Origin of the sequence: Gordonibacter pamelaeae 7-10-1-b (genome assembly GCF_000210055.1) — a bacterium.
Lineage (GTDB): Bacteria > Actinomycetota > Coriobacteriia > Coriobacteriales > Eggerthellaceae > Gordonibacter > Gordonibacter pamelaeae.
Genome location: NC_021021.1, coordinates 2778057 through 2798908, shown reverse-complemented (window position 1 = coordinate 2798908; position 20852 = coordinate 2778057). Strand labels below are relative to the sequence as shown.

The 20852-nt window shown below is 66.3% G+C and carries 14 protein-coding genes and 1 pseudogene; 1 reads left to right on the top strand and 14 read right to left on the bottom strand.

Annotation, left to right across the window (positions count from 1 at the left end; translation table 11 throughout):
- From GPA_RS20250 to GPA_RS12920, 6 genes are all read right to left on the bottom strand, one after another.
- The coding region (locus GPA_RS20250) for a hypothetical protein (protein WP_231847649.1) at window positions 1-182 on the bottom strand (182 nt) is incomplete at its 3' end.
- Between the two features lie 209 nt (window positions 183-391).
- Entirely contained in the window at window positions 392-1444 is a 1053-nt protein-coding gene (locus tag GPA_RS12940) for a DUF3322 domain-containing protein (RefSeq protein ID WP_167536670.1), read from the bottom strand.
- Window positions 1445-1455: 11 nt separating this feature from the next.
- On the bottom strand, window positions 1456-4863 hold the full coding sequence (locus tag GPA_RS12935) for an ATP-binding protein (RefSeq protein ID WP_015540146.1): 3408 nt from the start codon (window positions 4861-4863) through the stop codon (window positions 1456-1458).
- A complete protein-coding gene (locus tag GPA_RS12930) occupies window positions 4847-5557 on the bottom strand; it encodes a DUF4194 domain-containing protein (protein ID WP_015540145.1) in 711 nt (236 codons plus the stop codon). The genes GPA_RS12935 and GPA_RS12930 overlap by 17 nt, the downstream gene beginning before the upstream one ends.
- The gene (locus tag GPA_RS12925) at window positions 5557-7023 is read right to left on the bottom strand and encodes a DUF3375 domain-containing protein (RefSeq protein ID WP_114569335.1); all 1467 of its coding nucleotides are present in this window, start codon (window positions 7021-7023) and stop codon (window positions 5557-5559) included. Before GPA_RS12925 ends, GPA_RS12930 begins: the two co-directional genes overlap by 1 nt.
- 268 nt (window positions 7024-7291) lie before the next feature.
- On the bottom strand, window positions 7292-8317 hold the full coding sequence (locus tag GPA_RS12920; protein ID WP_015540143.1) for a DMT family transporter: 1026 nt from the start codon (window positions 8315-8317) through the stop codon (window positions 7292-7294).
- A gap of 136 nt (window positions 8318-8453) precedes the next feature.
- On the opposite strand from GPA_RS12920, the gene GPA_RS12915 reads away from it, so the two are divergent.
- Window positions 8454-10187, top strand: coding sequence for an ABC1 kinase family protein (locus GPA_RS12915; RefSeq protein ID WP_015540142.1), 1734 nt, complete (start codon window positions 8454-8456; stop codon window positions 10185-10187).
- A 263-nt stretch (window positions 10188-10450) separates the two neighbouring features.
- On the opposite strand, the pseudogene GPA_RS12910 reads toward GPA_RS12915, so the two are convergent.
- The 8 genes and pseudogenes from GPA_RS12910 to GPA_RS12875 form a co-directional block, all read right to left on the bottom strand.
- Window positions 10451-11263 (bottom strand): annotated as a pseudogene (locus tag GPA_RS12910) (family 1 encapsulin nanocompartment shell protein).
- Window positions 11264-11497: 234 nt separating this feature from the next.
- Entirely contained in the window at window positions 11498-11872 is a 375-nt protein-coding gene (locus GPA_RS12905) for a demethoxyubiquinone hydroxylase family protein (RefSeq protein WP_015540140.1), read from the bottom strand.
- A gap of 227 nt (window positions 11873-12099) precedes the next feature.
- Window positions 12100-12861 (bottom strand): TVP38/TMEM64 family protein, encoded by a 762-nt coding sequence (locus GPA_RS12900; RefSeq protein ID WP_015540139.1) that lies wholly within the window; start codon window positions 12859-12861, stop codon window positions 12100-12102.
- A 57-nt stretch (window positions 12862-12918) separates the two neighbouring features.
- The gene (locus GPA_RS12895; protein ID WP_041239619.1) at window positions 12919-14565 is read right to left on the bottom strand and encodes a sensor histidine kinase; all 1647 of its coding nucleotides are present in this window, start codon (window positions 14563-14565) and stop codon (window positions 12919-12921) included.
- Window positions 14553-15245, bottom strand: coding sequence for a response regulator transcription factor (locus GPA_RS12890; protein WP_015540137.1), 693 nt, complete (start codon window positions 15243-15245; stop codon window positions 14553-14555). The genes GPA_RS12895 and GPA_RS12890 overlap by 13 nt, the downstream gene beginning before the upstream one ends.
- A 146-nt stretch (window positions 15246-15391) precedes the next feature.
- The gene (locus tag GPA_RS12885; RefSeq protein WP_015540136.1) at window positions 15392-15877 is read right to left on the bottom strand and encodes a universal stress protein; all 486 of its coding nucleotides are present in this window, start codon (window positions 15875-15877) and stop codon (window positions 15392-15394) included.
- A 65-nt stretch (window positions 15878-15942) separates the two neighbouring features.
- Window positions 15943-19434 carry a 5'-nucleotidase C-terminal domain-containing protein gene (locus GPA_RS16955; RefSeq protein ID WP_049784153.1) on the bottom strand — a complete coding sequence of 1164 codons (3492 nt, stop codon included), beginning with the start codon at window positions 19432-19434 and terminating at the stop codon, window positions 15943-15945.
- A 55-nt stretch (window positions 19435-19489) separates the two neighbouring features.
- Complete coding sequence (locus tag GPA_RS12875) at window positions 19490-20458, bottom strand: DUF368 domain-containing protein (RefSeq protein WP_015540134.1); 969 nt, start codon at window positions 20456-20458, stop codon at window positions 19490-19492.
- Window positions 20459-20852 lie beyond the last annotated feature (394 nt).

Sequence of the window (20852 nt, the reverse complement as noted above, 5' to 3'; positions counted from 1 at the left end):
AGCGCCTCGGCGAGCGTGCACGCCTTCGGCCCCGGCAGGGACGCGAGCGCCGCCGCGCGCGCCCCGTCCGCGCTTTCCGCCCGGAACCTCCTTCGCAGCCTCTTGCGCGACGCGTCGATGATGTCAACCTCCCACACGCCGCATCTGAGCTCCCTGACCGATCTTATCCTTGATTCCGGCAACGTGCCGCCTCCCTTCGCATGATGTGGAAACGTGCCTCCCGGATGGCTCGAGATGGCTCCGGGGGCGGTTATTTCGATGGAGACAGGGTAATTCGACCTATCGCCCACATGAACGGCAATTTATGCTTCTAGCAGCGCAGATGTCGGAATGTGTTTGATGATTTGATACGGGATGGTGACGAGATGACCGGAAATGGAACCGCAGGACGTCAGCTTGCCTTGCTCGGCGTCGGCTCTTCCACGCAGAGGTCGCGATAGCGATCGAGCGTGGGCGCATCCATCATCAGCGAGGTGACGTGCCCATGATGGCTGCGCAGCTGGTTGAGGATGGCGAAGCCGTTGCTGTCGAGGTCGCCCCAGTAGAGAAGCGGCACGTGGGAAAGCCACGGCACGCTTGCCAGCTCACCGACGGCGAATCCTCCGCCGTGGATGGCGATGACTCCCGGAAGCGGGGGAAGTGCGAGCACATTCACCATATTTTCGCAGATGAGAACGCAATCGGGCAGGCGAGGCCACCTGCCCAGCTGCTCAACCGATAGCGCGAGGTCGGTCAGATCGCCCGGTGCCAGACGCTCGTCGAGCACGTGGACGCGGAACTGCCCCGCTTGCCGTGCGAATTGCGGGTCGCGCCCGGTCAGCGCTCGGTGCAACGGCTTGACCAAGCCCTGATGGCCCTCCATCCATTTTGTGTCGATGCCTCGGATGGGTAGCTGGCGCACGAAGTAGGTCGCGTCCTGGTTGTCCACGAGCCAGTCGAGCGCTAGCAGCAGCATCTCCCAATCGCGCTCTTCGAGCTCGCAGCAGCGGCCGGCGACAGCGCGCACTGCCGCTACGAGTGCATCGGGATCGGTGGAGGGGCACGCCTTCGACCAGCGTTCGCTATACCGCTCTGCAAGGCGGAGCGTTCGTTCGCTCATCCGCTCCCACAGCGCGCCGGCGCCGGCCGCGCGTGCGATGTCGCTTGGACTCTCCAGTGTTAAGCGTACGGGGATCGTCTGCTGCCCGATGCTCCCCCAGTTGCGGGAGGTCCACTGCACGTCGCCTGCCAGCGGGCTTGAGTGCCACGTTCTCGCCCAGGCACGCGCGGCGTTGCGGTCGGCCATCGCCTGTTTCTCGGTGGGCGGATGCAGCGGGATCGAATAGGCTTGGGGTCGTTCTCCCGCACTTCCACAGGAAGATGCAAACAGGGCGGCCGCCCATGCGCGGCAGTCGCGCTCGAAGCGCTTCAGAGCCTTTGCCGCCGCCTCATCCGGGGTGATCATGCAAACGTCACTCATCGGCTTTCCCTCCCTTCTGCTGCCAGTGCATCGTTTTCGAAAACTACGGGCGAAAGCCTCGATCTCTTCTCGTCTTCGCAGGTGACTACCACGATGGATCCGATATGGTCCTCCGCCGTCTGCAATAGTTTGCCAGGCGTGGCCAGAACCATGTGGAAGCCGAACGCCCCGAAGATGGCGAGCGCATCCTCGGCGAAGAAGCGGTCCGAATTGTTGAACGCCTCGTCGAGGATGATGGTGCCGTAGGAGGGGATGGGCTGATCCTCGTCGGCCAGCTGATAGCGCAGTGCGGCGGCGAGACAGAAGAAGACGAGCTTCTGCCTTTGGCCGCCTGAGAGGCCGCCGTCGCTGTCGTGGGCCTTCAGCTCGCTGCCATCCTCGGTCACCTCGCGGGCGATGAACTTCATGTGGTCGGGCGTGTTCAAGCAGGCCATGCGCCAGGTGCGGTCGGCTGTCTCGCTCGATCCGAGGCGCTTCATGACGGCGGCGGTGCGCTCGTAGCGCCGCTCTGCCGAAGCGAGGTCGTCCTCGCTCCACGATCCCTTCGTGATCTCCTTCAAGTCGGCCAAAAACTCGTCCACCCGCGGCCCGCGATTCTCCTTGACCTCGATCTGCAGGTGCACGCCCGAACGGTACTCGGACAGCAGTAGCGAGCGGTTGACCGGCTCGAGCCGCTCCCTCACCTCGCGGAACGCGTTGCGGATCTCAGAAGCGATGACGGTGATCTGGTCCTGGCTGAAGCTGTTGAGCACCTCGAGGAACTTGTGCTCGTACTCGGGCAGGCCGCTGGCCTTGATCTGCCGGTATCGGTCAAGGTAGGCGATCCGATCCTCGAACCGGCCGCTGAGGTCGGCGGCTTGGGCGGGCCACTTCATCTTGTACTGCTGCAACACCAGCTCGGCCTTCCGCCGCGCGTTCTGCTGCGCGCGCACGGCTTTGCCGGCGCGTTCGTCCAGGGCGCGCTGCACACGGTTCGCCGTTTGGTACACCGAGGACACCGATGAGCGGAAGCCCTGCTCGGTTTCCTCAAACAGCTTGGTGAGCTGCCCTTTTGTCTCCGCAGAAAGCGGCGAGCCCTCGTCCCGCCCGCGTTTGGCGCGCTGCTCGAGGTCGTGGATTTGGTCCTCGATGTCCTTCAGCTTCTCCTCGTTCGCCTGTTGGGCGACGAGCGCTTTCTGGACGGCCTCGTTCGCCGCCTCGAGGCGTGCCTCCGCCTTCGCGCGCAACGCCTCGGCCTCGCGGAACTCGTCGCTTTGCTCGAGTTCTCGGTAGAACGCCTCGGCTCGTTCGCACTCGCCCTTGGCCTGCGCCTCGTCGTAGTCGTCCCAGGGCTTCGACCGTAGGCTCTCGTCCAGGCGGCAGATCGCTTGCAGACGCAGCTCCTTCGCCGTGATGTCGTTCGTTTCCGCGCGGGCGGCCGTGAGAAGGCGTTCGCATTCGGCCAGGTCGCCCTCGAACCGCTCGATCTTCTGGTCGTTCGTGCTGCCCAGCACCCAGCGACTCCGGTCGGCGATGTTACGCCGGTCATCCTTCACATGGTGCTCGCCGGACTTCGTCTGCCCGCCGCGCGTGAGCGCCTTGGGGTGTCGCTCCATATCGGCGGGGGTATCGACGCACACGTAGTTGAAGCGCTCGCGCAGAAGTTTGTTCACCCACAGCGCGAAGGATTCGTGGTTCGGCACGTTCGCCACGGTCACCTTCCGCACGAGCGACTTCTCGTGGAGGGCCACGCCAGGGACCGACACCCGGTCGGGCACCGCGTCGTACTCGAACCGCTCACCGAGGTGCCGGGTTTCGAGGAACTCGTTAATGGCCTCCGCGTGCCGCCGTTCAACGAGCATCGTGCGGGCCCGTCCACCCAACAGCCGCTCGATGGCTGGCTGCCATGCGGCCTCGTTGGGGTTCACGTCGATGAGTTCGCCGACGAACGGCAGGTCGGCGAGGGAGAGCCCCAGTTGATGGGCGATTGATGTCCTGATGGCGTGCAGCTTCGAGGGGATGTTGCTCCGCTGTCTGCGCAGATGTCGAAGCTCCTCCGAGATATCGGTACGGCGCTCGCGTAGCTCGCCCACCCGTCCGAAACGGGACACCTTCTCGTCCTCGTTGCCGTCCAGCCACGAGCGGGCTTCCTGCGCTTTCGCCGACAGCTGGCGCTTCAGGGCCTCGAACTCCTCGCGCGTTGCCGGCAGTGCGACGCCGTCCGACGTGGCGAGATCCTGCTTCAGTGAATCGCGGTTCTTCTGCACGTAGAGCAGCTGGCGGTTCCGCTCGTCCACCTGCATGTGCGCCGTATCGAGCGCGACGCCGCCCCGTTTGCTCAGCAGCGCCATGGCGCTGTCGTGCGCCTGCTTGGCGAAGCTCTGCTCGGCTTTGGCCGAGGCAACGTCCTGGACGAGCGCATCCGCTCGGCGCGCCCTCTTCTCGAGCTGCTGCTCCAGAAGCTCGACGGCTGTCTCGTCGGCGAACGGGTTGAGCGCGTCCAGCAAACCGCGCGCCTCGACCTCTGCAGCCAGTGCCTGGGCGTGCGTCTCGTCGTGTACGAGCAGCGGCTCCAGGCACTCCATCTGCCTGCGCTGATCCACCACACCCTCGTGCGCTTGCGAGAGCTCTTGGAACTGCTCGACGGCCGCGTCGGCTAGCTCGAGCGTGCGGGGTGTGTCGAGCATGTACTTGCGGAACAGGTCGTCGAGCGAGCCGATGTCTTTGGCCGCCTGCGTTTTGTGCAGCAGGATGAGCGTCTTCGGGCTGCTGATGCGCAGCACTCCGCACAGGTGCGCCTCGAAACTGGCATGATCCCTCCAGGCGCGGCCCGTCTCCTTGAAGTCCTTGTTGAACTTTGACATATCGGCCTCGTTCATGCCGTACGCCGCGAAATCGTGCAGTGCGCAGTCGCCGCGCACCACCGCGTAGAACTTCTTGAGCCCCTCGCGGCCCACGGTGTTCGACTTCTGGAAGAAGATGCCTAGCAGGTTGACCGGCTCGTGGCGTCGCCGTTCGGATCCTTCGAGCTCGCCGTAGGGGAAGCCGTCCTCGTAGCGCAGCATGACGCCGCTCCATGTTGCCTGTTTCGGACGTAGGTAGGCATGGGCCAGTTCGCCGGCCGCACCGGAGCGCCGACCCCACACGCCGCGCACGTAGTTGCTGATGGAGCGTTCTTTGTCGCGCTGGTTGCCGCTGTTGGCGGCGGCGTTTAGATGCAGGTGGCTCGGTGGCGTGAGTACGGTTGACACCGCGTCGAGGATGGTGGACTTTCCCGAGCCCGACGCGCCGGTCAGAAGCAGGCCGCGCCGGTCGACGGGGAGGCTCTGGTATCCGCTGAACGTTCCCCAGTTCGCCATGTCGACGCGGGCGAGCCGCCACTGGCCGGGATAAGGCACGTCGGGAAGGTCACTCGGCTTCAGCATTGTTATCGCCTCCTTCCGCGAGAGGCTGCGCGAGTTCGAGCATGCGCTCGAACTCCTCGTTGACCGCCTCGGCCTCCTCGGTTCCGAATATCAGCTTGAGGACGGGTGAAATCTCGAAGCGGTCCTCCGCGTCGCTTCTGATGAGGATGCGGTAGTCGACCAGTCGGTTCCACGATGCCTTCAGCCGGTCCTGGTAGCCCGACTGGTCCTGCTTGGTTAGGTTGCGGTACTGGGCCAGCTGCTCGAACAGCTCACCCTGACCGATGAACACGCGGTTGGCCCCGCCCATCTGTAGCTCTTTGCGCAGGGTGAGCACCATGATGGTGTCGAGCAGCGTCATTGCGTTGCTGCGCGCCGCTTTCGGCACCTCGCGTTCGTCCGTCGAGACGTTGTGTGCGAACGCGACGCCCGCCTCCTGGTCGACGCATAGCTCTAGGAACAGATCGGCCAAACGCGAGGCCAGCGCCGCGCGGTGGTTGAGGAGCGCGCGCCACAGCGGTGCGTCCCGCTTCTCGTGGAGGTAGGGTCCTCGCACAAGCTGTAGGAGAGCGCAGCGGGCGTCGAAGGGGAGCGTGCCCGTATCCTCGGGCCACAGGCGCTTGTCATCGAGGGGCGCTTCGGCCGCCAGATTGAAGGCGACGTCGGGAGAGTCCTCGTCGGCGATGCCGTAGGGGTCGGGTGCGAAGTCGGTCATCAGCGAACCTCCTTGGTGAACAGGAACTTTTCGATGCGCGCCTTACGCATCTGCCCGCTCTTCGACCGCCAGCAGACGGTTTCCGCTCCGCCGGCGCGCATGCCTTGGTCGGCGGCGAGCATCATGAGTCCCGCCACGCTGGCGATGCCCTGGGTGGCGGGATGGGCCGCGAGCACCTCGGCGATGGTCGCTCCTTCGCCCCGCGCTTCCAGACATGCGTTCACGTTGCCCGTCAGCTCGTCGAAGTCTATCTCCTCCTCGCGCACCTGCTCGTGCAGCTCGGCGAGCGTTATCGGCCGCGCCTCCTCGACCACTGCGTCTTCGATGGGCGGGGCGGTCGCGGCGGCGGGGCTGCGCAGTTCCAGACGTGATATCGGCGCGATGGGTGTCTTGGTGAGCTCCAGTTCCAGGGGGAGCGCGTGCGTGCCGCGATAAAGCTCGGTGAGCGTGCCGGCCGTGCCGAGCGCCCGGTCGAGCAGCCGTTTTAGCACGCGGTCCTGCTGGAAGCTCTGGCTCTGCACGAGCCTGCGCAAGCCGCGCGCTAACCCGGTCATGGTCTCGTTGACCTCGCGTCCCTGATCGAGCAGCGTTTGTAAAAAATGCCTGAGGAAGCGACGCTCCTCCGGGTCCAGCTCGCGGGCGAAATCACAGTCGAGGATGAGGTCAATGTCGTCCTGTAGCTTCTCTGAAGCTTCCAGGTTCCGCAACAGATCGTAGAAGCCTCGGAACGACTGTCCCGAAGGCGATTGCGCGATATGGTCGACGCCGGCGAACACGTCGGCCAGCGTTTCCTGATAACCGTCCTCATAGCCGATGATCTGCGCGTACAGGCTCTTGTTAATGTGCTCGAAGTCGGCGCTCACGTTCACGAAGTCGCGCGGTATCTCCTGCGCCATGTTGAGGATATCCCTCGCCTGCTCGAGCGCCTGGGCGGGATCCATGACCTCCAGCTCGCCTTGATCGAGAGCCGCGAGCTGTTCGTCAATGCGTTGTTTCTCGGACAACAGCACTGAGCGGCGACGCTCGTAGTCGGGATCGGTGGCTAGCGAGAGATCGGCTATGCGGTCGAGGATGGTGGACAGCCGCGACTTCGTTGCTGTGCGATGAGGTTTGGACAGCCCCTTGGCGAAGGAAATGGCAGCGAGTGCTCCACCTGAAAGCTCGTAGGTTTCCTGGCGACTGCCGGTCATTGGTTTGCGCATCAGGTATCCGTCGCGGCGCCACTGTTCGCAGTACTCGTTCGCCGAGCGCGTCATGCTGATACCGGGCACCCGCTCCCGCAGCTCCTCGAGGTCCGCGTCCACGAGGCCGACCAGATCTGTCACCGTTCGCTTGGAGGTTTCCCCGCCCAAGTGCTCGTCCAAGATGGCTATCACGACCGCCGCGTTTTGGGCGTTCAGAAGCTTCCAGGCTGCATCGTCCTGTTGCAGGGATTTGAACGCCAACGTGTTCGAAACCACCGCCATCGCGCGCCTTCCGATCATTTGCGGCCGAAATGGAGCCAGCTGCGCTTCCCAACGCCAACCAGATCCATCGTCGATAGAGTAAGTGTAGCGGAAGCGGCCACATTGCGTGGGGCGAAGCTGGTACAGATGCGCGGTAATGCTGAATAATTATGCCGTTCATCGGAAAAATTCAGTTGATCACATCGACCGACAGTTTCCATGATGGCATTTGGTTGTGGGTTTTTATGCAAAGCAGAGTACAGACTCCGAATTTTTGCGAGATGCCCGGCTAATTGGACAGGGGGTCCGCATCGTCCGGCAAGGGCCGAACGGTTGTCGGCGCCGCCTGCGCTTCGAGCCGCGCTTCGGCTGCTTCCACCTGCGCAGACCCCGACCCGGCCGCACCCGCCTTCCGTGCGGCGCGCTGGGGCAGGTACTCGCTCACCACGATGCCGGCGAAGATGAGGGCGAAGCCGGCGAACAGCGGGGCGGTGAGCAGCTCGCCCAGGAACAGCACCGAGAACAGCACGCCGAACACCGACTCCGTGGCCAGGAACAGCGAGGCGGGCGCCGGATCCACGTGGGCCACCGCCAGGTTCTGCAGCAGCAGCGCCACGCAGGAGGCGAACACGGCCAGGTAGGCCAGGCTCGTCCATGTGTCGGCGCCGAGCGCCGCGAAGTTCGGCATTGGCTCGAGCGCCAGGCCGGCCGCGAGGCCCAGTAAGCCCGCCACCAAGAACTGGATGACGGTGAGCAGCGTCATGTCGCTCCCGGGCGCGAACTTCGCCGTGTACACCACGTGGAAGCTCAGGAACAGGGCGGACAGCAGCGTGACCAGGTCGCCGAAGCGCAGCGAGAACCCGTCCGCGCCGGCGAAAGACACGCATTCCACGCCCGCCACGCACACCATGGCGGCCGCGAGGTTGAAGCGCGTGGGCCGCGGCCCACGGAGCGCCCAGCCGAGGAACGGGATGATAACGCAGTACAGCGATGTGAGGAACGAGCTGTTCGACGCCGTGGTGTCGGTGAGCCCGGTGGAGTTGCTCCAGTAGGCCAGAAACACCATCACGCCCAGAACGGAGCCCTTGCACAGGTGCTCGGCGTCGAGGTGCTTCCTGATGCGGGGCAGCATGACCACGCCCAGGATGATGCCCGCGGCCGTGAAGCGCACGCCCACGATCCACGCAGGTGGGAACGCGTCCACCGTCGACTTGATGACGACGGTGCCGAGGCCCCAGATGGCGGCAGCCACCAGCAAGAAAGCCTTGTACGTCCAAAGCGGCAGCGGAGCGGGTGTTTTCAGGATACGGGCCATTGCCGCTGCATCATACCACGGCTGCCCCTAAACGGCGGCGTCTAGGTTTCAGCTTGCTGTTGAAGGAGGGGAGCGGGGGCCTCGATCAGGCGGCGCGTGCTACGATGGAACGGTTGCCGTGACGAGGAGGAGAAGCATGCCCACGTTCCGCGAAGTGCTGCGCGCGGCCGAGATCACCATCAAGGACAACACGTCCGGCCATCGCATGCACGAGATAGAGAAGATCCTGCGCGAGCACCACGCGTTCTCCGGCCTGACGCCCGAAAAGGCCACGGCCATCCTCGAGGACTTGGGGCCCACGTTCGTGAAGATGGGGCAGATCGCCTCGAACCGCAGCGACGTCATCCCCAAGGCGTACGCCGACGCGTTCAAGACGCTGCGCGCCAACGTGGCGCCCGTGCCGTTCGAGGTGGTCGTACAGACGATGGAGGAATCGCTCGGGCACCCGTGGCGCGAGACGTTCGCCGACATCGAGGAGAAGCCCCTGGGCTCGGCCTCGGTGGCACAGGTGCACCGCGCCCGGCTGGCGCAGGGCCTGGGCGACCCGGTGGCGGCGGGCGCGCAGGAGGAGCGACCTGCGGCGGGCGGCAACGGCGAAGGCGCTGCGACGGCCCAGGGGCCGGTCGTGGCCGTGAAGGTGCGGCGCCCGAACGTGGTGGAGCAGATGGCCGAGGACATCACGCTCATCCGGCACGCGTTGGCGCTGGCCGACCTCACGCACGTGACCGACGGCATCATGCTCACGCTGGGCGATTTGGTGGACGAGCTGGCGCGCACGACGGCCGAGGAGCTGGACTTCACCGTGGAGCTGGGAAACCTGGAGCGCTTCGGCGCCGAGCTGGCAAGCCAGCCCCACGTGGAGAGCCCCCGCCCGTACCCTGCGTTCAGCACCGACGAGGTGCTGGTCATGGAGTACGTGGAGGGCGCCCACATCAACGATCTTTCCGCGCTGCGCGCCCAGGGCGACGACCCGGCCGCGCTCGGGCGCCGGCTGGCCGAGAGCTACGTGACGCAGGTCATCGACAACGGCTTCTTCCATGCCGATCCGCACCCGGGCAACATCCTCGTGCGCGGCGAGGACATCGTGTGGATCGACCTGGGCATGACGGGCACGCTCTCCGCCTCCGAGCGCGCCATCGTGGGCCGGCTGTTTGCCGCCGTGGCCAAGAACGACCCGTTCGCGCTCAAGGACGCGCTGCTGGCGCTGGCGAAGGCCCACGGCCCGGTGGACCACGGGCTGCTGCTCGGCCAGATAAGCGCGCTGTTGGACTCGTACGCATCGGTCGACCTGGCCGACATCAACGTGGGCACGGCGCTGCTCGACGTCATAGAGGTCATGCGCACGCAGAACCTCACGCTGCCGCCGTCGCTCACCATGCTCGCGCGCGGCATGGTGACCATCGAGGGCGTGCTGGTGGACATCGCCCCCGACACGAGCGTGGTGGAGATCATCTCCGACCATGTGAAGCGCCAAATGTTCAACGTTGACGCGCTGGAGGCGAAGGCGAAGAGCCTGTTCGCCGCCACGGCGGCCTCCGCCGAGGCGGCCACGCGCCTGCCGACGCGGGTGTCGCACACGCTGGACATGCTCGACCGCGGCCAGGTGAAGGTGGGCGCCGACCTGCATGTACCGGCCGACTTCACGGCGGCGCTGTACTCCGTGAGCGGCATCGTGGCCATGGCGCTCATCTCGGCCGGCCTGTTCGTGGGGTCGAGCCTCATCGCCCAGACGGCCATGCAGCCCCAGCTGCTCGGTGTGCCGCTGCTGGGCATCCTGGGATACCTGGGCGCGTTCGTGCTGGGCGTCTACGTCATCTGGCGTGTCCTGCTCACCCGCCATCAGCAACGCAACGACGAGAAGGTGGAGTGAGGGGGTTCCGCCGGCCTGGCGGCCGTCGGAACCTGCCGACGCTGCGAAGGGCCGTGGCACCCGATCTTCGCGCGATCCCAAAAGCTCGCGTACCGAAGTACGCTTCGCCTTTGCGATCCCGCGAATCTCGGGCACCACGGCCCTTCTCGCTGACTTACTGCGCCAACCTATGCGTTTTTGGAGTGGGACAAGGGGACGGTTCCCTTGTCCCGAGAGTGTCAAAACCCTCCCAAATGTGGTAGGGTTTTGACACGAATCGCGCGTTACGCGAACACGACGATGGCGGCGGGGTCCTTCACGCGCAGGGCGGCCGTCTCCATGATGCGGAACGTGTGGTTGAAGTCGGCGAGCTCCAGGTAGCCCACGGAGAGGTCCAGGCCCACGGCCAGGTCCACGTACTCGGGCTCGGCGCACACGAGCACGGCCTTGCCGGGGGCGAGGGCGCTCGTCATGAACACGTTGTCGCCGATGAGCTTCTGGATGCGGTCGATCTCCAGCATGCCGGTGCTCGGCTGCAGGCGCTGCAGGTCCAGGAACAAATCGGGCGCCACCACCAGCGCGTAGCGGCCCAGGTAGCCGGTCTTGGCCAGCTGCGAAACGGCGGCGGCCACATCGGAGAAGCCGTTCTCGCCGGTTTTCCAGTCGCCCTTCTTCACCTTCGCCTAACCCTTCACGGTGAGCAGGCCGTCCACGCCGAGGGCCTTGTTGCCGTTCAGCACAAGGTCGTCCTCGCGGCGTGCGGCCTTCTTGGCGGCGGCGATGGCGGCGGACAGGTCGACGGGCAGGCCGGTCTGCGCGGCCAGCTCCAGGTCGCGGCCGAGCAGGGTGAAGTCCTCGTAGAACAGCGGCAGCTCGAGCTGCGTGCGGCCGACGATGCGGCCGATGCCGTCCTCCAGCACCTCTTCCTTGCCCACGCCGTCAACCGCGACGGTGGTGGCGCCGGGGCCCAACGGTCCGAACACCTTCAGGAAGCGGCGGCAGGAAAGCTGCTTGCGCGCCGTGCCGATGACGGTGTCGTCGATGCGGTTCCAGAGCTCGACCGAAAGGTCGGCTGATTCTCGTGCCAAGTAGTCCATGGTGGATCCTTTCGCTCAATGAAAAAACGATGTGCGAAACAATGGCTTGCGTCGGGCGGCCGAACGAGCGCGCCGTGCGGCCTCCCCATAACGAACGAATGTTTCACGTGAAACATTCGGCAGTCGTCGGGCGGGCGAATGCCGGAAAAGGCGCCGAGCGAACGTCCGACAGGAGGGCCGTCCCGGGCCCGAACGGGTGTTTCACGTGAAACACCCGTTCGGGGTGCGCGTTCGCTACTCGGACAGGTCGCCCACGGTGGGGGCGGCTGCGGGCGCCTCGGGCGCCGGGGCTATCTCGCCGTCCGTCACGATGCCGAGCTCCGCCAGCTGCTCCTGCACTTCGCCCTCGCCCTCCAGGAAGAACTCCGTCTCCTTGGGGTCCAGATGGCGCATGAGCGTGATAAGCTCGCCCATATGGGCCTTCTCCTCGTCGCGGATGTCGGCCAGCACGGCCTTGGCCGCCGGGTCGTCCGTGGCCAGGTAGTGCGCCTCGTACAGGAAGATGGCCTCGAGCTCGCCCGCGATGTCGATGCGCAGGGCCTGCATGAGCTCCGCGTTCGTCATCTTGCGGTCGACGTTGCCGGAGAACGGGTTCGGGAAGTTGGGCATGATGGTCCCTCTCTTTCGCTGTGCCGCGGCGGTGCGGCCGACCGTCCGAAGCGCGAAGCGCTCGGGCGAGCAGGCGATCCGCCGAGCGGCGGTTGTCTCTCTTACCTTGAAGGATATGGTACTGCGGATATCAGCAAAAGTCTCGAAAAATAATCTTCCTTATTGAGAACTTCTCTCAATAAGCACAATTCGGCCGCCCGGAGGGGGCCGGCGCGCATGCCGTACGGCTATTCCTGCTCCGCTGCCTGCCGGGCGGCCAGACGGCGGTAGGCCACCACCCCCGCCGCCACGAGCGCGAGGGTGAGCACGACGGTGACGGCGGCCACGGTGTAGTTGCCGTCGCCCAGCGCGCCGGCGGCCAGCGTTGACGAGACGATGGAGGGAATGCGGCCCACGGTGGTGAGGGCCACGATGCGCCAGACGGGGCTCGTTCCCAGCCCGGCCACGTAGGTGAGCAGGTCCTTCGGCGTGCCGGGGATCAGGAACACCAGGAACAGCAGCAGCTCGAAGCGGCGCGCGTCGCGCAGCCACCGCACCGACGCTATCTTCTCGGGCGGGAAGAACAGCCCCACGAGGCGCATGCCGAAGGCGCGCACCAGCACCATGACCAGGGCGGTTCCCAACGCGCTGGCCACGAGGCACCATAGCGTGCCCTCCCAGAAGCCGAATGCGTAGCCCGCGCCCAGCTCAAGCGGCTCGCCCGGCAGGAAGGCGAACACCACCTGCGCCATGTTGGCCGCCACGAACAGGACGCGCCCCATGGCGCCGGCATCGTCCACCCAGGCACGGAAGCGCGGCGCGTCGCCCACGAACGCCAGCAGCTCAGGCCCAAAGCGCACGCACAGCGCCGCGATGGCGGCGGTGACGCATAGCAGGCCGGCGACGACGGCAATGCGCTTCCGCACGATCGCCTGGTGCCGGGCGGTATCGCCGGGTGCCGGCGCCGGGCGCGGAACGGCGGGGGCCAAGGAGGTCGCGGTGTCTTCCATGGGATGCTCCGTTTCTCGGGTGCGTTCGGTACGCTTCCGATGCTACGGGGCAAATATCTACTGGTCGTCAACGGCTGGAAAATTCAAGGCAAAGCGCGCCGTGGTGCGCGCGCCGCCCTCGGCGCGGTTCCCCAGCGTCAAGCTGCCGCCATGCTTGTCGCACAGCAGCGCAGCTATGTTGAGGCCCAGGCCGAAGTGGTCCTTCGACGGCGACTCGCTGAAGAACGGCGCGCATCCCTGCTCCAGCGCCGCGGGCGAGAAGCCGGGCCCGTCGTCCTCCACCGTGAGCACGAGGAACCCGTCGCGCACGTCCATCCGCGCTTCGACGTGCGCGGCGGCGAAGCGGGCGGCGTTGCCCACGAGGTTCTCGGCCACCTCCTCTACCAGGGAGCGGTCGACGGCGAGCTCGGGGCGCTCGGCATTGCATTGCGCGCTGACGGAGAGCGCGAACGCCCGGTTCGGCGCGCAGAGCGACCGGCCGATGTCGTCCACGGCGCCCGCCACGGCATCGAAGGGCTGGGCAGCCGGCCGCACGGTGCGGTCCTCCAGTTTCTGCAGCCCGCTCATGGCCGTCACGTAACGCTCCAAGCGCTCCACCTGCGCAGCGAGCGAGGCCGCGGAGGACGCCAGCTGTCCCGGGGTGGCGTCGCCGGCCTGCAGGTGCGCCTCCAGCAGCTCCACCTTGCCCTTCAGGATGGTAAGCGGCGTGCGCAGATCGTGCGCGAACGCGGCGTTCAGGCGCTTGCGCTCCTCGGCCGTGCGCCACAGCGCGCGCTGCGAGGCAGCCAGCGACGCGCGCATCGTCTCGAACGACGCGGCCAGCCGGCCCAGCTCGTCGTCCCGGTCGTACGCCACGGAGAAGTCGAGGTCCTGATCGGCGATCTTCGACGCCGCCGCGTCGAGCGTGGAGAGCCCCGGCGCCAGCCGCATGCGGTAGAACCGCCGTGCCGCCGCGAAGATGCACACGCCGAACCACAACGGGAACATGAAAAACATCAGCAGTCCGAACAGCGTTGACAGCACGCTCGCTCCCTCCGAGGGAGCAGAGTGGACGTAGTAGCCTATCGGCGAGACGAGCAGGTCGCCGAAACGGGATGAGCCCGCCCCGTCGTCCGCCGCTCCGTTGCCGGTCCCCTCGTCGAGGAACGCGCCGTACGGGTTGTTGGCGTTCTCGGCGGCCCATTCGTCGAACAGCTCGCGGGCACGAGCGTCGTAGGCGGGAACGTCCTGCACCGCTATGCCGTCCTCGCCCTCGTAGGAGGAAAGCTCGCTGCTGCCTGCGAAGTACTCCTCGAGAACGAGCATGCCCTCCTCGCCGGTCTCCACCCGGTACGAATACGTGTAGGCTTGGATCCTCTCCACGTGCAGGCTCGCCGGCGGGTTGCTTATCGGTATCGTTTCCCGCCCATCGTCGGCGCGCTGCACGAACAGCTCGTTGCCCGCCTGGTCGATGGCGAGCGAGCGGGCGGGCACGAGCGCGTTCGCCTCGGCGTCGTACAGGTAGAGCCCCGATATCTCGTAGGCGTCGGCGGTCACTTCGTTATGCAGCGCGGCGAATACCGATGCGGTGGCGGTGGACAAGCCGAGCGCTGCCACCAGGAACCCCAGCATGTACACCATGAACGAGGTCTTGAGCGACGCGTTATGCCACCGTTCGCGCAGGCGCGCGATGCGCCCCGTGCGCGAGCTTCTCATACGCGCCATCGGTAGCCCATGCCCCATACGGTTTCCACGGGGTCGTGCTCGGTGCCGGCCGCAGCCAGCTTCTTGCGTATGCGGCGTATGTGCTCCGTGACCACCTGCGAATCGCTCTCGTTCTCCCACCCGCCCACGCGCTCGTGGATGCGGTCGCGATCGAACACCTGCCCGGGGTGCTTCGACAGGAACGCCACGATATCGAACTCGCGCCGGGTGAGCTCGACGGGGGCGCCCGCCACCGTTACCGTGCGGGTGCGGTAGTCCACGGCAAGGTCGCCATCGAAGCGCACCTCGGCGCGCACTTGCTGGCACTGGTCGCGCGCGAGGTGGGCGTCCACCCGCGCGCCCAGCACAGCCAGCGAGAACGGCTTCAGCACGTAGTCGTCGGCCCCGCAGGCGAAGCCCTCGAGCGCATCGACATCCTCCACGCGCGCCGTGAGGAACAGGATGGGGCAGGTCAGGTGCTCGCGAAGGCGGCGGCACACCTCGAACCCGTCCAAGCGCGGCATGCCCACGTCCAGCAGCACAAGGTCGGGGCCGTGCACGGCCTGCTCAAGCGCCTCCTGGCCGCTGCCGGCCGTGAGCACGCGGAAGCCCCGGCCGGCGAAATATTCCTCCAGCATCTCCACTATCTCGGGCTCGTCGTCGGCAACCAGCAGCGTTGCCCGGTGCTCGCACTCGGTCATGGCAGGTTCTCCTTCGGGATGTCGGTCGGCCGCTCGTGTTGGAGCGCTCGGAGGCCGAGCATAGCACGAGAATGTCGACAAACCATCAACGGCCGGCTTCCTCCATCGTCCCGTATCCCGCCTCATGCGATCCGGGCGAAGGCCCGCTACCGCTCCGCGCGCTGCTTCACGATGAGCACGGGCACGGCGGCCTCGCGCAGCACGTGGCTGCTCACGCTGCCCAGGATGCCGCGCAGGGCGCCCAGGCCGCGCGAGCCCATGACGATGAGGTCGCAGGCATGCTCGTCGGCGAAGGCCACGATCTGCTCGCCGGGCACCGTCTCGTCCAGGAGGTCGACGGTTATCTCGTTCATCAGGCCTTTCAGCAGGCCGCCGATCTGCCGGCGCAATGCGGCATCCGCCTCGGCGAGGGCCTCGTCGTAGTGGGCGTGCAGCAGCACGGACGACAGCTCGTCGGGGGTGTTGCGGCCTTCCTTCTCCAGCTTCTCTATGACCAGCTGCTCCGTGTCGACGATCTGCACGATGTGAAGCGCGGCTCCCGGGTCCTCGCGGGCGTAGCGCACGGCCTCGGCCAGCGCCGCCTGCGCCGATTCCGATCCGTCGTAGGGAACCATGATGTTGTCGTAGAGCATGGCCGCTCCTCTCGCCAGGCGCCCGTCGGGGGCGCAATCACGTCGCTCTCAGTATAGCAGGGCGGTTATCGCAGGTCCTCCCGCAGCCGTGCCGGGTTTTCCACGCGTTCGCGACGCCGCGCTGCAAGGCCCGATCCGCAAGCGCACGCGAGGGCCGAGAGGGCTGCGGCGCAGAGCACTGCCGTGGTTGCTGTGGAGTCGCCGGTGGGAACCAGCGCGTGCGCGTTGCCAGGTACGGGGGCGGGGCTCGGCCCTGGCACGGGGCTTGGCCCGCCCTTCACCGCGATGCGCCCGGCGCCGTTCTCGTTCGCGTAGGCGGAGTCTGCGGCCACCACGCCGCCCAGGTCGTTCTGGATGAACGAGATGAGCGCCTCGTAATCGAGCCCCTGTTCCGCCACCAGCACGTTCGCGTCCTCGAACATGGAGAACCCGTCGCCGCCGTCGCGCAGCAGGTACGTGATGGAGGCCACGGTGTAGGTGGCGTCAAGATCGATGGGCTGGCCGTTCACCTGCACGTTCTGAACGCGGCGTGCGCCGTCCGCACCGGCGAAGGCGCCCTGCGCGTCCAGCTTCACGGGTGAGGGGATGTCGGTGCGCACCTCGAAGGAGAGCCCCGAGGTCTGCAGGAAGGAGCCGCTCGGCTCGGGCAGGTTGCGCACGCCCATTTCCAGCGCGTCGACGATAGCCTGGCCCGAGGCCTCCACCATGCAAAGCGCGTTGGCGAACGGGAGCACGGCAATGGCGTCGCCGTACGTGACCTCGCCCGGCGCCACGTCGGAGCGGATGCCGCCGCCGTTCGCGAGCCCTATGTCGGCCCCCAGCTCGGTGCGGAACGCGTCGGCCACGAGGTCGCCCAGGTTCGTCTCGCGCGTGCGAACCGCCCAGGTGAAGCCGTCGTCCTCGTATGCCCGCAGCTTCACCTCGGAGCGGGCCACTACCGCATCGAGCGTTTTGCCCAGCTCGTCCTCGATGTTCTGGATGAAGGCGGCGGTGTCCTCGTCCTGCTTGACGGGCGGCTTCACGAGCTCGGCCGAGATCGTGTCGTTGACGGGGTCGATGACGATCTTCCCGCAGGTTTGCAGCTGCGTGCCGGTCTGCGCGAGCATCACCTCCTCGCTGTCCTTGTTCGTTATGCGCTTCTCATATTGCTCGTGGGAGTGGCCGTCGATGACGACATCGATGCCGGAGGTGTGCGCGATCACGGCGCTCGCGCGCCACGGTGCTGCGACGCCTGTCTCTCCCAGGTGCGCGAGCGCCACCACGTAGTCGGCCCCGGCGGCGCGCGCGTCGTCGACGGTCTGCTGCACGCGGTCGTAGAGGGCTTGCCCTGTCTCGTCTTGGCAGAAGCCGTAGACCAGGTTGCCGTCGGCGTCCTTGAAGTGGGCGGGGTTCGACGCGGTGAGCGTCTCGGGCGTGGTGATGCCCACGTAGGCCACCTTCGTGGGGCCGTAGGATTCCATCACATAGGGGGCGAACTCGGTTTTGCCGGTCGTAAGGTTGTCGAAGTTGCACGACGTGTACGCCGCGTTCGAGCGGTTTGCCAGGAAGCGCAGCCGGTCCATGCCGTAGTCGAATTCGTGGTTGCCGGGCACGGCCACGTCGAAGCCTACCTGGTTCATGATGTCCACCAGGTACGACCCTTCGGAGAGCGTGCCGATGGGCTTGCCCTGCACGGCGTCGCCCGCGTCCACGAGCGCCACGTTGCCCGCGCCGTAGGTCGTCTCGGCCTCCTTCTTGATGGTCGAGACGCCTGCGTAGCCGATGCTGGTCGCGTTGCCTTCCTTGTCGAAGGTCTCGTCCACGCCGCAGTGCACATCGTTGGTGTGGAGGATGGCGAAGGGCCGCTCGGGGGTTTCCACGGTGTAGGCCTTCAACGTGGCGTTGTTGAACCAGAAGTTGTCGCTGGCGCCCTCGCCGCCCATGTCGTCGAGGGCGAGGTCGTACCAGGCATCGATGCCGGTGAGCTCGTCGGTGTAGTAGCTCTGGCTGGGTTCGCACTCCGTGTGCGCGACTTCGTACGAGCCGTCGTCGCATTCGGCGGATATCTGGTACGAGCCGTCTGCAAACTGAACGGAGGACACGACCGAGAACGTGTCGCCCGGCTCCACCTCGAACGCCGCATCGCCCAGCTCGAAGGTGAGATACCCCGCGTTGTCCAGGGATTGGGTCGTGCTCCACATGAGCTCGCCGCTCGTGGGATCGAGCCGCTCGGTCTTGTCGACGGTGGACGAGGGGTTCTTGTACACGGTCAGCTCGATGGTGCTACCGGCCTCGTTCACGAGGGTGCTCACCGCACTTACCGTTTCAAAACCGCGTGCTTCGAACACGTTGGCGAACCGCATGGGCGTGTCGCTGTGCCACCATCCGTCGCCCATGCCCGCGCCGTCGTACTGGTAGATGCCGTCGTAGGCGTGGTCGGTGCTCCCTGCCTCGTACGTCGCGTCCTCGGCCTCGTAGGACGTGAAGTCGCACAAGGTGGTGTCGTAGTAGGACAGGTAGAAGTAGCCCCCGTCGCCCCAGTCGTCCGCCCAGCTGTTCTTGACGATCCAAGCGCCGTCGCCCGCAGGCGGCTCTTGGTACTGGTAGTCGCCGAAGGGGAGGGGGATGGTCGTTGGGAACTTCTCCTTCTCGAAGGTATCGTCCCAGCCGACGATGGACACCTCGTGGTTCGACACTTGCGTGGCTGTTTCGTATTGATCGTATTCATATGCGCAGTAATACGCGCTCTCCTCGCAGTTCCAGTAGTAGGTTGACTTGTCGCCTTGATAGTGGGTGTAGTATGCCGCATCCACGGCGCCGCGCTCCATGAGAGCGGCCTTGACGGCGTCGACGGCGGATGCGTCACGCGTGTAGTCGTAAGCTTCGGTTGTCCCGATACGGGTGAAGACGTTGACCTCCGGCAGGAAGGAGATGTTTTGGGCCCGCACGTCCGAGCGCGTGCGCAAGCCGTCGTCGACGGCCCCCATGCCTTCATCCGCCTGATGCGGGGCGGCTGCCTCTTCGACGGCGCCATACCCGCGCATGAGCGTGGCTGCCGCCTTGAATCGCCCGCCACCCTGCGTGTAGGCGTCCTTGCCTTCGTCGACGAGGAACGTGTCCTTGCCCGCCCACAGGCTCGCATCGTCGCTCATATCCTTGCCGTTGTAGGTGAACCAGGCAAGATGGCGCTCGGAAAGGTCGACGTTCGCGGCCTTGCCCGTTTTGAGCAAGTTCGATTCAAGCGACGACAGCGTGCCGAATGCCCAGCAGTCGCCGTAAACGCCCTGGTTCTTCACGCTCGTGACGAACGAGGCGCCGTCCACGTTGCGAAGGTCGTACTTCTCCGGTAGCGCGGCGAACGTCGCGGCACCCTCGCTCGCGTTGTACGCCGCTCCGTCGAACGGGATGAACGCAGGTCCCCGCTCCGTTTGCACCATGGTGCCGGCAGGGTGCTTCGTGGATTCTGCGGGCTCCGCATGGGCGGTGAGCGGTATCAGCGCACAGGCGAACGCGAGGACAAGGGCTACCCGCCCGATGCGGCCAAGGCGGCCGAGCAGGCTGAGCGGCGGCGTGATCATGGGCATTCCTTCCCAGAGGGAGAGCGTTGCCCCTATCCTACACTGCCAATCCGCCTTAAGGAAGGTCGGGCTGGCGGTTCGGCTCGCATTCGGACGGTTTCGTTTCCGGAGCCGTGCCCTCGGCATCGGCCGGGTCCTCCAGCCGCCTGCGCATCAGTTGCAGGCCGCCCACCACCAGGCCGCCCGCCGCGAAGAACAGCGGGCTGAACGTCGCCAGCTCCATGGCCGGCTGCGGCACCGCCAGCGTGAGGGGTCCCTGCGTGATGGAATACAGCGACCCCGCCATCATGCCGAGGATGGCGTACACGGTCTGCGAGCGGAACCGCTCCAGGCAGCGCCGGATGAGGCGCACGAACACCAGCACGCCTACGGCCACGCCTGCGGCGAACACCAGAAGGATGGGCAGGTACGCCATATCGAGGCCCATCACGGCGCGCACCGCCCCCATGATAGGAACGTACAGGCCGAATATCAGCAGCAGCGTGGAGCCGGAGATGCCCGGCAACACCATGGCGGTGATGGCCACCATGGCTGCGAAGAACACGTAAACGGCGAGTCCCACATCAAGATGCTCAACCGCCACGCTCATGCCGCTGCCCGCCGTGGGATTCAGCAGCGTGACGGCCACGACGAGGGCCGCGCCCAGCACCGCGAACGCCAGGTTGCGCGCGCGGCCCTTCAGCACGCGCTTCTCCTCCAGCGCCACGATGGGGATGGCGAACACGATGAATCCCATGAACAGCGAGCTGACCTCGTAGATGTGCGAGTCGAAGAAGCTGGTCAGGGCCGCCGCCGACAGGCCGAACCCGATGATCCAGCCGAACGCCAGCTTCACCAGGAAGGAGAGCGCCGCGACCTTCGCCGGCCCCTTGCCGTGGAATAGGTCGTCGAGCGAGCCGATGAAGCGGTCGTAGAATCCCAGCAGGAACGCGACGGTGCCGCCCGACACGCCGGGCACGCTGTCGGCCAGTGCCATGCAGAACCCGTGGATGAAGTTGATGAGGAGCTCTTTCGCCTTGCGCATAGGGGGCCTTTCGCGCCGTGTCGTGGGCGCCGCGGCGTGGCGGCGCAACGCGATCGCTGCGTCTGGTGCAGGATAGCGGGCAGAGGGCGAAGGACCGGGGGATTTTGCGAGAATCTTACAAAGGGGAGGGGGCTGGGGCCGCTTCCCCATAAGCTGCCCACAAGTTTGCTGGGCCGACGCCTTTGGGGAGCCGCGCGTGTCGGGCACGGTGCGCGAGGCTTCGACGGGGCTCCTGTTCGCGCAGAACGATGGCTACGGCGCCACCAACTCGAAGCTCGTGCAGGCATCGGGGCTGTCCAGGAGCGTGCGGCCGCCCTTCACGAAGCGGAAGCGCGCGGGCACGGCGGGGCTCTCGCGGATCGGGCGCGCCATGGAGCCCTGCGCAGGCGCCTGC